Source organism: Myxococcales bacterium (assembly GCA_022184915.1).
Lineage (GTDB): Bacteria > Myxococcota_A > Polyangia > Fen-1088 > Fen-1088 > JAGTJU01.
In genome coordinates, this window is record JAGTJU010000008.1 from 42973 (window position 1) to 56980 (window position 14008).

15 protein-coding genes and 1 pseudogene are annotated in these 14008 nt (G+C 65.2%); 10 read left to right on the forward strand and 6 right to left on the reverse strand.

Annotated elements, in window-relative coordinates:
* Positions 1 to 40: 40 nt before the first annotated feature.
* Positions 41 to 397 carry a DUF2271 domain-containing protein gene (locus KA712_23740; GenBank protein ID MCG5055979.1) on the reverse strand — a complete coding sequence of 119 codons (357 nt, stop codon included), beginning with the start codon at positions 395 to 397 and terminating at the stop codon, positions 41 to 43.
* A gap of 312 nt (positions 398 to 709) precedes the next feature.
* Here KA712_23740 and KA712_23745 point away from each other — a divergent pair, with 312 nt between their 5' ends.
* The gene (locus tag KA712_23745; GenBank protein ID MCG5055980.1) at positions 710 to 1741 is read left to right on the forward strand and encodes a DUF3570 domain-containing protein; all 1032 of its coding nucleotides are present in this window, start codon (positions 710 to 712) and stop codon (positions 1739 to 1741) included.
* Here KA712_23745 and KA712_23750 read toward each other — a convergent pair.
* The 4 genes from KA712_23750 to KA712_23765 are packed head-to-tail and all read right to left on the reverse strand — an operon-like array spanning position 1666 to position 4743.
* Entirely contained in the window at positions 1666 to 2466 is an 801-nt protein-coding gene (locus KA712_23750) for a hypothetical protein (protein ID MCG5055981.1), read from the reverse strand. The two genes, KA712_23745 and KA712_23750, sit on opposite strands and share 76 nt — an antisense overlap.
* On the reverse strand, positions 2463 to 2924 hold the full coding sequence (locus tag KA712_23755) for a hypothetical protein (protein MCG5055982.1): 462 nt from the start codon (positions 2922 to 2924) through the stop codon (positions 2463 to 2465). The genes KA712_23750 and KA712_23755 overlap by 4 nt, the downstream gene beginning before the upstream one ends.
* Entirely contained in the window at positions 2918 to 3802 is an 885-nt protein-coding gene (locus KA712_23760) for a DNA-binding domain-containing protein (GenBank protein ID MCG5055983.1), read from the reverse strand. Before KA712_23760 ends, KA712_23755 begins: the two co-directional genes overlap by 7 nt.
* Positions 3799 to 4743 (reverse strand): DUF692 domain-containing protein, encoded by a 945-nt coding sequence (locus tag KA712_23765; GenBank protein ID MCG5055984.1) that lies wholly within the window; start codon positions 4741 to 4743, stop codon positions 3799 to 3801. The genes KA712_23760 and KA712_23765 overlap by 4 nt, the downstream gene beginning before the upstream one ends.
* Positions 4744 to 4756: 13 nt before the next feature.
* Between KA712_23765 and KA712_23770 the strand changes: the two genes are divergently transcribed.
* From KA712_23770 to KA712_23780, 3 genes and pseudogenes are all read left to right on the forward strand, one after another.
* On the forward strand, positions 4757 to 4972 hold the full coding sequence (locus KA712_23770) for a DUF4266 domain-containing protein (GenBank protein MCG5055985.1): 216 nt from the start codon (positions 4757 to 4759) through the stop codon (positions 4970 to 4972).
* A 689-nt stretch (positions 4973 to 5661) separates the two neighbouring features.
* Entirely contained in the window at positions 5662 to 6900 is a 1239-nt protein-coding gene (locus tag KA712_23775) for an ISAzo13 family transposase (protein ID MCG5055986.1), read from the forward strand.
* Positions 6901 to 6939: 39 nt separating this feature from the next.
* Positions 6940 to 7131 (forward strand): annotated as a pseudogene (locus KA712_23780) (LuxR C-terminal-related transcriptional regulator).
* A 264-nt stretch (positions 7132 to 7395) separates the two neighbouring features.
* Here KA712_23780 and KA712_23785 read toward each other — a convergent pair.
* Positions 7396 to 8898: a transposase gene (locus tag KA712_23785; GenBank protein MCG5055987.1), complete on the reverse strand. Its 1503-nt coding sequence runs from the start codon at positions 8896 to 8898 to the stop codon at positions 7396 to 7398.
* A 174-nt stretch (positions 8899 to 9072) separates the two neighbouring features.
* On the opposite strand from KA712_23785, the gene KA712_23790 reads away from it, so the two are divergent.
* Genes KA712_23790 through KA712_23815 form a run of 6 tightly spaced genes read left to right on the forward strand, consistent with a single transcriptional unit; the run spans position 9073 to position 14008 of the window.
* On the forward strand, positions 9073 to 9825 hold the full coding sequence (locus KA712_23790; GenBank protein ID MCG5055988.1) for a hypothetical protein: 753 nt from the start codon (positions 9073 to 9075) through the stop codon (positions 9823 to 9825).
* Positions 9822 to 10460: a hypothetical protein gene (locus KA712_23795; protein MCG5055989.1), complete on the forward strand. Its 639-nt coding sequence runs from the start codon at positions 9822 to 9824 to the stop codon at positions 10458 to 10460. The genes KA712_23790 and KA712_23795 overlap by 4 nt, the downstream gene beginning before the upstream one ends.
* Positions 10457 to 11653 (forward strand): hypothetical protein, encoded by a 1197-nt coding sequence (locus KA712_23800; protein MCG5055990.1) that lies wholly within the window; start codon positions 10457 to 10459, stop codon positions 11651 to 11653. Before KA712_23795 ends, KA712_23800 begins: the two co-directional genes overlap by 4 nt.
* 23 nt (positions 11654 to 11676) lie before the next feature.
* Positions 11677 to 12633, forward strand: a complete 957-nt coding sequence (locus tag KA712_23805) for a hypothetical protein (GenBank protein MCG5055991.1) — start codon at positions 11677 to 11679, stop codon at positions 12631 to 12633.
* Positions 12630 to 13265 carry a tetratricopeptide repeat protein gene (locus tag KA712_23810; protein ID MCG5055992.1) on the forward strand — a complete coding sequence of 212 codons (636 nt, stop codon included), beginning with the start codon at positions 12630 to 12632 and terminating at the stop codon, positions 13263 to 13265. The genes KA712_23805 and KA712_23810 overlap by 4 nt, the downstream gene beginning before the upstream one ends.
* An 8-nt stretch (positions 13266 to 13273) precedes the next feature.
* Positions 13274 to 14008, forward strand: coding sequence for a MotA/TolQ/ExbB proton channel family protein (locus tag KA712_23815; GenBank protein ID MCG5055993.1), 735 nt, complete (start codon positions 13274 to 13276; stop codon positions 14006 to 14008).

Below are 14008 nucleotides of genomic sequence, written 5' to 3' on the forward strand. Positions count from 1 at the left end.
TTTGTCGCAGGGAGCTTTTTCCGCTGCGGATCGTAGGAACTCACTTCAAGATGGCGCGCATGTCTCGAAAACCCGCCGTATCGGGCGGAGACACATCGAACCCCTCGGTCCCGATATCGACCGAAACCGTGTGGTTAGCCCCCGCGCCGTTGCGATCGGTGAGCTCCATTCTCAGTGCGTAACCCCCTGCAGCGATCTCACACCCGTGCAAATCCCGAAGGTCCCAAACAACCTCGTGAACCGTGTGTCCCGTCAAGGTAGCACCCGTGATGGCATCCACCTCGTTGCCCCCCGAGACGGCGAGCCAGGCCGAGAGCCACTTGGCGCGCACGTTGCCCCACGAAGCGAGCGTACGGACGAACTGCCCTTGGCTCGTCTCCATCCAAATGGCGCCCACGTTCTTGGGTGCGAAGCGGCCTCCCAGGGGAGCCGTGCGGACCGTGAAGGTGAGCGTGCGTTCAGATCGTGGAACCGCGCACGCCGGATTGTTGTCCGGAGCGTCCGCAGACCCTGCATCTCGGACGAACAGCTCGGTAGGCAGGGTAAGCGCGTCGGTGTCAAGGAAGTCTTTGGCTGGGTCTGTCGGGTAGCAGGCCGTGAGGCAAACCAGGACGAGAGCCGAAAGCCACGACGCGCGAGCGGGTGCGCCCTGTTTCTGGGTTCGTTCGTCGTGGGGGCGTTCTCCTGCGGGGGGCCTGCTCGGACCACGTTGGCCTCGTCCTCCGTCTACGTGCGGGCGGATACCGACCGCACCACCGTCGTCTCCCCGGAGATTCGCGCCGCGGCCGCGGTGGGAGAGAGGGTCACCGTCGAGGCCTCCGAGGTCGTGGATGCGTGGACGGGCGCCTCGATCGACGTCATCACGGCTGCCACCGGCACCATCCGCGAGCGGCGCTTCGAGACGAACGCCCAGGTGGGCTACAGGGGTGACCTCTGGGCGTTCGCCCTGGGGCTTCGGCACTCTTTCGAGAACGACTACGGGTCTTTGGGGGGCTCGCTGCGGCTGGCGGCTGACGTCTTCCAGCGCAACACCACCTTGGCTTTGGTGGGTTTTGGAAGCACGGATGCAGTGGGACGTGCGGGAGATCCAGGCTTCCGCCGCGGGGTCGTGCAGCTGGGGGGGCGTGTCTCCGTCACGCAGGTGTTGACGCGTTCGACGCTGGCCGAGTTGCAGTGGGAGAGCGTTCGCCTCGAAGGATATCAAGCGAGTCCCTATCGCTTCGTGGGCGTTGGTGGCGATGGCGTGTGTGGGGGGCGAGCGGTGTTCTGTCTGCCCGAACATGTACCGGACGGTCGTCTGCGCAACGCACCCTCGATCCGGTTGCGCCAGGCGCTCTCCACCCGCGCCTCTTTGGGTTGCGATTATCGCTTCTACTTCGATTCTTGGGGCTTGCAGTCCCACACCATCGAACCTGACCTTGCCTGGCTGATGGGGCGGTCGGGAACGTTGAGCGTAAGCTTTCGCCATCACACGCAAGGACGGGCTGACTTTTACCGCGCTCGTTACCTTGGTCTCGACGGCAGTGAAGGATTTTTTACGCGTGATCGCAAGCTCTCGACGTTCTCGTACCATGGTGTGGGACTCTCCTACGTTCACGATCTGAGGCTTCGCGACGAGGGTACGGTCCTGCAACTGGGGGCTCGTGCCGCCTTTACACGATTTCATTATCTGGAGTTCCTTGGGCTTGAACGGGTATCGGTGCTCGAGACCACGGCGTACGTCGCCTTGCGCTTCGAGTGACGTCGGCGCAGGTGACGACCCGCAACGAGGGCGAGACAAGCCCATGGCACAGACGGGATGCTCCCCCCGGCGGCGGACAGTGAACAGCCCGCCAGGGGTGTGCCTTCGGCGCGCAGTTCGTGACGAACTTCGAGCACACCGTCACCTTGGCTGTCGCCTGCGCTGTTTGAAAGCACCACCCCGAGTGCGAAGGTCAGCGACTTCGTCGGGGGCGCTGTAAAGGAGAGCGAGACCTCGCTGGCGCCGCAGTCGAGAACACCCACCACGCGCCGGAAACCAAGGTCATGCGCGTAAAACGCAGGTGGCGCGCTACCGACTTCGTCGCAGCGGGATGCTGGGTTCGCCTCGGCAGCAGGGGGCAATGTCACGGGAGGTGAACGGCCGAGGTCATCCATCAGTTCCATTTGCAGTGCGTGAGAGCCCCGATCCGGTGGCCAGCTCAGAGTGAGATTGTAGGTGGCGCCGGGAATGAAGGTGCGGGGCAGGGCGCTCTCGACGGGGGCGTCGTTCGTGAGGTTCCGCCAGGCGATGGCCACGACCGGCTCGGGGCCTCCCTCGTGGCATACACCGCAGCCAAACCCATCACCTGGCGCTCCCGTGAATTGTCTGCCCCCGCCACCGCCCTCCAGCGCCGGCAGCGCGAAGCGCCCGGGGTCCGAGAACGCCTGCGCAGATGAAGGAGCTGCAAGACCTGCGAGGCAGAACGCGGCCATCAGTGGCTTCATCGAAGAGTCTCCGCGGTCACGGCCCAGAAAAAGAGCGCCTCCCATCGGGGATCCCTCTTTGTCAGATAGATGCTTTGGCCCCAGGGGTCGTCACCCGCGTGACCTGCACCGCCTGCCTCCACGGCCAACGGTTTTCGAAGGAGGGGGCCGCGCCGGACGCCGGATTCGCCCGCCAGCATGGAGGCCGCTCGTGTATACGCGAGGGCCAGCTCCTCAGCCGTGGGAGGATCGAAGAGGGCCGTCGCTGGGTCGAGCCGGGTGCGCCCGGGGCCGTGCACGCGAAAGAAGCGCTGTTCGTTTCCGTGACAACCCGAGAACGCGCAGTCGGCGAGCAGAATCGGATAGACGGTGGACGCAAACGCCGCAGGGTCGGGGCGGGGGGGGGACGCCTCCTCGGGAGGGGGTGCGCAGGCCCACAGGATCGAGCCGACGAAGCACGCGCCCCATCGCCTCAGCATGGGTCTACGCCCTCCCAGAAGCCGAACTTCACCGACTCGGCAAGCCAGGCCTTCACAAGGTGCGAAAGACGAGTGGGGGGCAAAGCGATGGCTTCACGCTCGAGAGCCGCCAGGGCCTCGGCCAGCGGCAATTCCGACAAGCGTTCGTAGAGACGTGCCTGCAATTCGTCGATCAGCCACAGGCGAGGCCCGGTTTCGCCCCTTACGAGGGCGGCGTGAACCCGCCGGGGGTGTTGCGGGGGTAGGGGCACGGGGGCTTCTGGAGGGAGTGAGGTCAAGCGGCTGCGCAACGCGAGCAGGGGCCAGTCTTCCTCGACCAAAAAGAACCGACCCGAGGGACGAAGGCGGCCCGTGGCCAGCTGGTCCGTGCCGACTCGCTGAAACGCACGCGACGTCTCCGCCCGGGGTTCCGGGGCCCAAAAAGCTGCACGGTACGCAGCATCGATGCGAGCGGCCTGGACGAGCGCCGTGGCGGATACGGCCGCACCCTCGAACGGCGGGAGTCCTGCGTTGTGACCTTGCGCGAGCCAATCGTCGAAGCCGAGGGCAACCTCCCCGAGGTCGTGCCCCCGGGGTGGGTGCTTTTCCAGGAAGCCTGCGACCAAACCGTTGAAGCCCCAAGCCCCCGCCAGTGCCGCGACCAGGCGATACTCGTTTTGCATGACCGCGAACAAACGAAACCAGTACTGTCGCTGGTAGACCGCCAGCCTTTCGCCGGGACTGAGCCCATGGCCCGCTTTGGCCTCGTTCAACAGTCGACGAGGATAGTCTTCAGGACGGGCTCGCAGCGTCCGCGACCTGCGGTCCAGGGGCGTTCTCAGGACGTCAGAGAAGTCTCTCTGAAACTGCGCGAGCCAGGCAGGGCCTGCCAGGGTCATGCGCGGACCTTTCGTGCCTCGGCGAGTTCCTCGATGACGACCTCGAGGGGTGGTATCGCTGCGTCCCACTCGACGAGCGTAGGAAAGGGCCCCCCCAAAGCCCAGGCGAAGCGATAGAGCTCCCAAACCTCCCGAATGATGGGTTGGTCGTGGGTGTCGATGATCGTTCCATCCGGCTGTTTCGTGTGGCCAGCGAGGTGCACCTGCAGCACGCGCGAGTAGTCGATCGCCTCGAGGTACACCCGTGGGTCGAAGCCGTGGTTGACGCTCGAAACGTACACGTTGTTGATGTCCAACATGAACCAGCAGCCTGAGTCTTTGACGACGCGGGAGTAAAACTCCCACTCCGGCATGGAGGAGCGCTCGAATGCGACGTAGGTGGACAGGTTCTCGATGCCAAAGGGCCGGTCAAGCCGGCGCTGCACTTCACAAGCACGCTCTGCAGCCAGCTCGACGAGCTCGGGGACATAAGGGGTGGGCAGCAGGTCGTGGTGCGAGACGCCTTCGGCCCCCGACCAGCACAGGTGATCGGTGACGAAAGGCACCGCGAGAGCATTGGCCAGATCGGTGACCTTCTGCAGGTACTCTTCGTCGAGAGGCGCGTGTCCCAGGAGGTTCAGCGTCACCCCGTGCATGACCACGGGATAGAGGGCACGAATCCGTGCCAGATGCCGGTTGGGTGGTGAGTCTGGACGAAGATAGTTCTCCGTAATGATCTCGACGTAATCAACGGGTGGTTTGGTCGTCTGGAGTGCGTCGTAAAACGGGGGCCGGAGCCCAACGCCCAGGGCGTCGCGGGCGAGGGCAGGCCTGGCGGTGTCTTTGGCCTTTGGAGACACGAGCCCGGGAGGGTACCTCAGGATCGTTCTGCCTCCCCTGCGGCAATAGGTCGCACCCCCTGACCTTGCCCCCGGGGCTGGCTGGCGGCACCCTCGTGGCATGCAGGATCGCAGTTTGCGCACACGTCTCGGCCTTCTTGCCTGCGCGCTTCTTTCGTTCCTCACGGGCTGCCTGCGTGTTCCGCCCTACCTGCGAGAGACCCTGGCCCGACGCGACATGACCCTGGGGCGGGAGGCCGCCCTTCGAGCGGGGGAACGCCACGCGCAGGCCTACCGAGAAGGTGCGAGTGGGGGAGGAGAGGTCCGAAGTGGAGGTTGCGGGTGCAACTGACGCGCCGGGCGCATCGCACGTTCGAGCGGTCTCACGGCCGCATGCGTCACGCTGGGCGGAGACGTCAACAGTGTTCAGCTTGACCTGAGGGCGCTCTTCGATACCGTCTCCGCGGAGACTACGATGACCATGGTCATGGTCATGTGCCGACCGTGTGATCGTTGCCACCGCTCTGGGAAAGGGCCTCCCCTTGTTGACCAAAGATGAGAGGATCCACGGGTTCGCTGACGTCACCTCTATCTGGTGATGGCCATGCCACGGGGCTCGCGCCAACGTGAAATGGTGTTCAGCACCAGGCCGCCCACACGCCGTCGCAAAGGCGTTTGGCCTCCAAGTGTGCTTGTGAATCCGTCCGTTTCGGGCGACGCTCGGGTTCCGAGGGAACTGCGTGGTGTGGACGTGTCGATGAGTGGCGAGCCGATCATCCGAGAGCGCCTGCAGAGGTTCGTGGAGCTCATGCAACGCGTGGTTTCCCTGCGTTTCCACGTCACCGATGCGCAGGGGGGTGGATAGGAAGTTTAAAGGAGACAACGCGTCGAGTCAGAAAGCCCGATAAAATATGTTCTGTCAACTAACGTAAGCCGCCTTGCGCCCTAAGCTGGCTGCCGGGCAAAGGAATCGTCAGAAAGGGCCTGCCGCGAAATAAATAGGTTGACTTTATCTGCGAGGAGGATCTCCATTGGAGGTGCATGACCAAGGAACGATCGCGGCGTGAATCCGAGATACGGGATCGCTACGGCAAGATAAAGGGGAGTCTGACAGAGAGAGCTCGGCGGCTATTCGTGGCGAACGAGGCGATCGCTTTTGGCTACGGCGGCATTGTCGCTGCATCTCGTGCGACGGGTATGGCACCGAGCGTGGTGGGGCGCGGGATCGCCGAAGTACGGGCGATCGAAAACGGGACGGCGAGGCATTTACCGCCAACGCGAAGCCGTCGACCAGGCGCCGGGCGCAAGAAGGCAACCGAGAAGGATCCGAGATTGATTCCGGATCTGAAGAAGCTTGTAGAATCGACGACACGCGGAGATCCCGAGTCGCCGCTTCTGTGGACAGCTCGTAGCCAGCGCAATCTCGTGGAGGCGCTCAAGAAGCAGGGGCACCAAACGAGCATGAAGATGGTCTCAAGACTGCTCAAGGAGCTCGGCTACAGTCTCCAGGCGAATCGCAAGCGGCTTGAGGGCGCGCAGCATCCAGATCGAAACGCTCAGTTTGAGCACATCAACGAGACACTCCGTCGACAGCTCGAAACGAACGAGCCGGCGATCTCTGTGGACACGAAGAAACGAGAGCTTGTCGGACCGTACAAGAACGGCGGCCGCGAGCTCAGCGGGAAGGAAGATCCGGTCGATGTCAACGTGCACGACTTCGTCGACGACGAAAAGGGACGCGCCACACCGTACGGCATCTACGACCTCCAGAAGAACGAGGCGTGGGTCAGCGTTGGCGTGAGCCACGACACGGGGGAATTCGCGGTGCAGAGCATCCGCACCTGGTGGAGCGAGATGGGCGCCTCGAGGTATCCAAACGCGACCTCGCTCGTGATCACGGCGGACGGAGGTGGAAGCAACGGCTATAGGCTGCGCCTATGGAAGCTCGAGCTACAAAAGCTCGTCGACGACCTGCGCTTCCCCATCACCGTCTGTCATCTGCCTCCGGGAACGAGCAAGTGGAACAAGATCGAGCACCGCTTGTTTTCCTTCATCACCCAGAACTGGCGCGGAAAGCCTCTGGTCACCCATCAAGTCATCGTCAATCTAATCGCAGCGACGACGACGACGACCGGACTGCTCGTGAAGAGCCGAGTCGACAGTCGCACTTACGCCAAGGGTCGCCGCGTCTCGGACAAGGACCTCGCACTCGTGAATCTCGATCCCAACGTCTTCCACGGCGAGTGGAACTACACCATCCACCCGACCGTACCGACATGACGAGACGATCGACTTTTTTCGCGGCAGCCCCTTAGTCTCAGGGGTAAAGCACTCAAGGAGGCCGCGGCCACTCTTGACATAAGCGTGAAAACAGTTGAGCAGTATTGGGCGCGGATCTACGTCAAGATTGGCTGCAATAGCCGGGAAGCTGTTGTAGGCCAGCTTGTTGAAATGATGACTGAAAGCCCAGATAACTATTTATCAGACCCACGCACAAGCGGCCGTGCCTAGGACGTTCCAAGCGCGAGACGTCCATGTGTCCTATTTTGGCGTGCGTACAGGAACTACAAGCGCCACGTCCCTCCGCGGCAAATTTGTCTGATAAAACATGTTCTATCAACTAACGTAAGCCGCCTTGCGTCCTTAGCCTTACTGCCGGGCGAAAACAAGGACCACGCGAGAATCAAGCCGTATTGAATCAGTATTTCACAATACATTTGCATGGCGCGGTCAGATCTCCCCCCTCCAGCCCCACCCTCGGCTCCCTACAGAACCTCAAGCCGGCCACAGATCCGAATCACATCCCGTCTCGCCCGTGCCTCCGGGCGGTCCCCTCGCCGGTGACCACGTGGGCACCTCCGCTGAGAGGCCCTTGTAGGCCAGGATCGTCTCGATAGCCCCCCGCTCTTGCACAGGGCCCAGCACCTTCATCGGCCCCGCGCAGCGCGGGCACACCAGCACCTCGTGAGCGAACACGCGCCGCATGAGCTCGGCCCAGCTCATCGCCGCTGCGTCGCCTCGCTCCCGTAGCTCCGTGACGTGGTCCTCACCCCCATCACCTTCGCCCTCGCGCTTGCCACACCCTCGTCGCGCCTTGCGCCCTGCCCCTCCCGGCACGATGCGGGCCCGATCCGCCGCCGCAGGCGCGAACACCCCGTGGTAGCGAACCAGTTGGGCGCGCGGACGTGGCACCAACGCAACCAGCTTCTCGATGAACTCCTCGGGCGTAAACGCAACGTGCGTGGTGCCGTCGCGCCACGGCCGTTTGAGCCTGACGGCCACTCGCCCGTCGGGCAACTCCGAAAGCCTATCTTCGCTCAGCGGTGGCCGTGCGATGTAGCGAATCAGCCGCTCCAGGCCGTCCCTGTCGTTGGCTGCGATGCGCGTGCTGGCGTGCAGGTTGAAGCCCTCCACGAACGCGCACTGCTTCCCCAACACGTAGGGTTCCCACGACGCGATCGGATCGTTGCCGAGCCGCATGACCGCTTGTCCTCGGCGCCTTCCCGTGGCGATGAGGGCTTTGACCGAAGCGCCTGCGATCACGGAGAGCGCCTCGGCGTCGGCAGCGTCTCGTTCCTCTGACGAGGCAAGCGCCCGCGTTACACCCTCCCAGATCCGCGCGGTCACCTCGGCCACCTCCTCATCGCGCGGAGGTGGCGTGGCGAAGAACGCGGGCCGCCCGGGCGTGTCGACACGGAACACGCCGTCGGTCACAACGGAATGAAAGTGAACGTTCAGCGCAAGGCCCGAGCCGAAGCGCTGAATCACCGTCACGGCGCCCGTGGCGAGCGCGCCGCGCACTCCGGCCTTGCGCGCACGCTTTCGGTACCACCGGCTCACCTCGCGCAGAAAGACCCTCAGCACCACGCTGGCCAGGTGTGGCTCGCGCGCCATGCGGTAGCGAAGCGCGTGCGGCACCGTCAGCACCCACTGGCGTGCTGGGACCGCCGGAAACACGTTGTCCACCACGTGCGCGGCCGTCTCGGCCATGCGCCGCCCAAGGCAGCTGGGGCAAAAGCCTCTTCGTTTGCACGAAAACGCCACGAGCCGCGTCTCGGCGCAGGCTTCGCAACGAACGTTGACGAACCCCTTGCCCAGAATCCCGCAACCCAGATACGCCTCGAACTCCGCCGCCACGAAGGCGGGCAGAAAACCACCCTCGCCTTGCAGATTGTCGCGGAACGTGAGCCAGGTGTCCTGCACCACGCGGTGAAGCTGCGTCTTTTCAGGCTCCCGGCGCCGATACCCCGAGACTTTCCCTGCGGCTCTGTCGACCACCCGGGCTTATCGCGCCCGCAAACGAGACCCGCCCCCCTGGAGCCCCGAAGAGGCTAGCCTGACAGGAGACGGAAGGGTGTACCCGGTCTGCCGGGCGGCCAAACGAAGCCTCTGGCCCCCCAACAGGAGAACGCCTGTTTCCAGGACCGGCCGGCACCTGATAGAAAGGCCGCCATGTGGACGCAGACGCTTGCCCAAGTCCTCTGCCGAGGTGGGTGGGCAACCGCGTTCGCGATGAGCGTGGCGGCCTGCTCGGTCGTGACCTACCAGCCTGTTTCGGGCCTTTCACGCCCCACGGCCATCAGCGCCGAGCGGAGAAACTTCGAGGGCCGGCGGATGGTGCTGCGCTGCTTGCCCGGCGGCTACCTCGACCCGCGCGACACCCAGCGCCTCTGCGCGCGCGTGCAAGCGTTGTTTGCGGGGCAAGGCGCCGAGGTGCAGATGGCGCTCACCCGCGCCGGCACCCAGCTTGGTGGGCCGCCCGCGCAGGCGGGGGCGGTCGACCTCGTGCTCGAGCTGCGGAGCCACTTGATTCACAAAGAAAGCAACGTCTGGCTGAGCATCCTGTCCGGCCTCTCGCTCACGCTGATTCCCGCGATCAGCAGCTTTTCGTTCGCGCAGGACGTGGTCGTGCTCGACGCGGATGGCTTTCAACTGGCTTCGGAGACCCTCGAGGGACGCTTCGTCACGTACTTCGGGGCGGGCGTGTGGAGCGTCAACAAAGTGCTGGACCTGCTGGTCCGCGAAGAGGACGAACACCTCACAGGCGACACGGCCAAGACTGACTTCTCGAAGGATTTTTATCGGCAGTTGAGTCAAATCGCGCTGAACGCGCACCTGCGCGCCCGGGTGATGCGTGCGTTCGACGAACCCCCGCGGCCGAACGCCCCTCCCCGGCCCCCCCTGTCATCGGCGGCACCACGATGACCACGTACTTTTTGTTGTTCCTGCTCGATCACTTTCTGTCGGGCCGCCACGCCGATCCCTCGCCCGGGGTGGTCCATGGCAAGGCGGATGTCAGGAACCTCGAATGCACGCGGCTCAGTCAGGCCGTGGCGCACGACCGCCGGCCTGGCGAAGTGGCAGAGCCCTCACCCCGGGTCACCTGGGACCGGGGCTCGGCGCTCGTCTGCCGGCAGCGCTACGTGCGCCTTGGCGAGCGGGACCCGCGCGACGAAGCGGTGCTGTCTTCGCTCGGGCGCCACGTGGGTGACATCACCCGCGAAGCCAGCGCCGCCGTGGCGGGTGACGTCGTTTGGCACGTCGACGCCTTTTACCCGGACCTGTTGGTCTCGGCGAAGATAGCGGTGGCCGCAAAAACGAACCTCGTCGAGACCGGCCGTTCGGTGTCGGACCGGGTGCCCCTGCTCGCCGCGGGCGACTTGGCGGTGTTCGGCAAGCTGTCCCCCGTGCGGTCCTTGCCGATGGCGTGCGTCCGCTACTTTGCGGAGGGCTCCCTGGGTCCGCGGGACGTGCTGCTTGCGATCGCCTTGCTGGACGAGCAGGAGACGCAGCTCCACGGTGGCCTTTGCCAGCAAGGCACCTGGAGGTGGCTGAGGTGAAACGCCCTCGTCTCCTCGCAGCCTGGGCGCTCGCCTTCGTGGCATCCACCGCGCACGCCAACGACGCGGAGCTCTCGCCGGCGCAGCGGACGGAGATGGAGGCGTTGCGCGGAGAGATTGCCGCCGGAATCCAGCTGCAAGCCTACGACCTGCTCGACGAACTGGTCCACGGCTGGCTCCAGCGCCCCGTGTTCGACCAGCAGACGCCCGTCGTGCTGGGAGACATTGGGGTGCCCGTGGGCTTCGGCAGCGGCATGAAGGCGCTCGTCGAGACCCATCTCGCGGGCCTTTTGGTGGACAACCCGCGCACGAACGCCGTGCTCGTGCACTGCCCACGCTGCACGGCGGTCGTGATTCACTCGGGCGCCCAAGGCACCGTCATCTCCCGCGGTGTGGACAATCCAGCGGCCCTCGCCGAGGCGGGAGCTTCGCTGGGCAGCCACCACGCGCTCTTCGTGGACTTCGAGGCCGAGGGCACGGCGCTGGTCCTGCGCGCACGCATCACGCGGCTCGAGCCGACCCTGCCCATCGTTTACGCGAAGACCCTCTCCACCACCACCTCCGCCCCGGCGCTCCTCCGGACGGGCGAACGCCTCAAGAGCGCCCGGGAAGCGCGCCAGGAGTTCGACGATGCCCTGCGAGGCCGCAGCTGGTACCTGGTGCCGTTGCGCATGGGTCTGCGCGCTTATGCCGCGGCAGAGGACGTGCCCGTGGTGGCACAACCCTTCGGTTGGATCCAGATGGGGGTGGAGGGCGCGCTCAGCCAGGCCCGTTTGTGGACGGCGGGCTTTGCGCTTGGCTTTTCGTGGGCGCCGGAGTCCCACTGGGGGTGGTTGGCGCAGGCGCGGATCTCACGGCTTTTGAGCGGCGCCGCCACGTCGCTCACGCGCCCTGACCTTTACGCGTTCGTGGGCGCTTCGATCATCTCCGTTCACGGCGATGGCTCCTCGATCTTTCGCAACCGCGTTCCCTCGCTGGAAACCCTGCTGGGACAAGTCAACCGGGTCGAACCCAAGGAAACGTTCGCTGCGTTCCCGCTGGGGCTCGAGCTGCGGGTCAAAAACCGCATCGGCGTGGGCGTGTATCTCGAGTCGGCGCCCGCGTTGAGTGACGCCGACGCGATCGGAACGTATCTGGATCTCGGCATCGTGGCGTTTCAGTCGTACGGCGTGGAGGTGTCCTTTTGCTTCTGAGGCGGGGCCGAGCCCCGGGCCGCGTGGCGTACGTGCTCACGCTGCTGGCGGCGCTGTGTCCGAAGGCCGCGTCCGCCGCCACCGAGACCACGCGCGAGGCGTTGGCGCGCATGGAAGAGACACTGGTCATGAAGTTCACGGATGAGGGGCTCGCCCCACAGGAGCTGACGCCCGCCATCGTCGTGAGCGTGACCCCCGCGTGGGAGGCCAGCGCCACCTGGTATCCCAACGCGGCGCTTTCGTCGCTGGCGCGTGTGTTCGGCAGCGCGGCGTTGCGCGCCTGCGAGGCTTGCATGTCCCCGCGCACCTACGTGGAGCCGGGCCGGGTGGAGCAAGTGTCCACCGCGCCCAGCCTGGACGAGATCGTGCGCCTCGATGAAGGCAGCCGCGGGCAGGCGGCCCCGGCCCGCACGGCGATTTGGCTCGATGAAACGCCCGAGGGTGTGTCCCTGCGGATCGTGAACCTCGCAAACGGGCGCATCATCCTGGCCGCGAACATCGACCCCCTGCTGACGCGCACCGCCCGCACGCGGCGCTCGTTCACGCTGGCCCAGGAGCTCGACCGCCGATCGCGCGGCGACAGCATCACCCACACCTTTGTCGACCTCGCCGTTTACCCCGGCCAACACCTGTCGCTCGATTGGGCGGAGCAGTGGGGCACCACCAACAGCAACCTGTCCGGGTTTTCTCTCTCTTTTTTCGATCCGGTTTTGGGACTGGGTGGCGCTTACTACCGCGCCCTGCCGGATGCGATGAACATCTCCGTGGGCGCCAAAGTTCTCATGGCCTTTCCCACCGCCCTGGTGCGCGCCTTCGGGGGCGAAGACGACGTCGTCGATCCCCTGTTGACGGGCGTGTTCCTCGCCCGCGTGCCCTTCGGACGTTCCAACTACGGCGTCATTTTGTCGGCCTCCACCAACGGACGCATCGGCATCGGAATCTCACTCATGAACACCTCGCTGCTCCCCTTCGTGCCATGACCAACGCGCGTATCGCCTTGCTCGTTGTCTTTGTCCTGTGCGGCTGCGCGGGGCGCAACTACACCTACTATCTGCTCGATCCCCCGCCCGCCACGCATCCGGCGCTGACCGAGGGCGGCGTGCTGACGCGTCCCCTGGGATTCGGAAGCACCACCGTGATGAAGGTGCGGTGGAATGACGGCAACGTCATCACGGAGGTGGACGTTCCGGTGCTCGCCACCGGCCAGCGCATCGTGATCGAACACGGCGCCGGCAGCCCGGACGTCAAGACCATCCCCGCGACCCGCGTGGTCCCGCCGCCGCCCACGCGTGCGGACGAAGCGCTCGTGGAGGCGTACCGCGCCCGCGGCCTGCGGGTGGACGAGGACGCGCCCGAGGTCAGCATCGTGCGCGCCCGCGCCTTGATGCAGGATGCGATCAAGGGCGGCAACTATCACGTGGCGCTCGAGTGGTGCGAAACGGTGCTCGCACGGTATAAATTGCACCCCGAGTTTCTCCGCGCCAAGGCCTCCTTGCTGCTGATGATGGGCGAACGTGACAAGGCCATCGAGATTTACGAGCAGGTCGAAGCGATCGAAAGCGACCCGGCGGTCCGCAGGAAGCTGGAAGAGCTTCAACGTCAACAAAGATAGGAAGAGACATGCAGCTTCTTGGATTGGCCCTTTTGGGTTTCATCGTTTGGTTCGGGTTTCGGGATCGCAGCAGCGACCAGGCGATCTCGGCCTTCGACGCACACGCGCTGGTCATGGTCCTCGTGGGCTCGGGCGCCGCGGTGCTCGTCAGCTCGCGGGGGCGCGATGCGCTGAGCACGCTCACGTCGCTGCGCGAATTGGTGCCCGGGCTCCGCGGCTACGGCGCCGCGAGCGCCGCCATGGAAGCGGAACGCAGCGAAGCGAGCGCTGCGTGGGAGGGAGCGCGGCGGCGCGAGGCGCTGGCCCTGGCCGAGCGCACCCGCTTTGCACCGGTCAAGCGGATGATCGAGCTGCTCATCGGCCGGGCCTCGGAAGGCGAGGCCACCAAGACCTTCATGGAGCTGCGGCACGCCGAGATCGCGCGGCTGCAACCGGCCATCAACAACTGGGAGATGTTGTCGAAGCTCGGCCCCGCCTTCGGCATGGTGGGCACCATCACGGGCATGATCCGTCTGTTTCAGAACATGAGCGCCGAGAACCTGAACATCGGCGCCGCGATGTCCCTGGCGCTTCTGGCCACGCTGTACGGAGTGGCCTTCGGCGCCGGCGTGGCGGGGCCCATCGCGCAGCACCTGAACCGGCTGCTCGACGAGCGGCTGGGGGTTCTCGAGCGTTGTGAAAAAAGCGCCATCGACTCGGGTTCTCGGGCCACCGTGGCGGCGCTCGAAGCGAGGGTAGGCTGA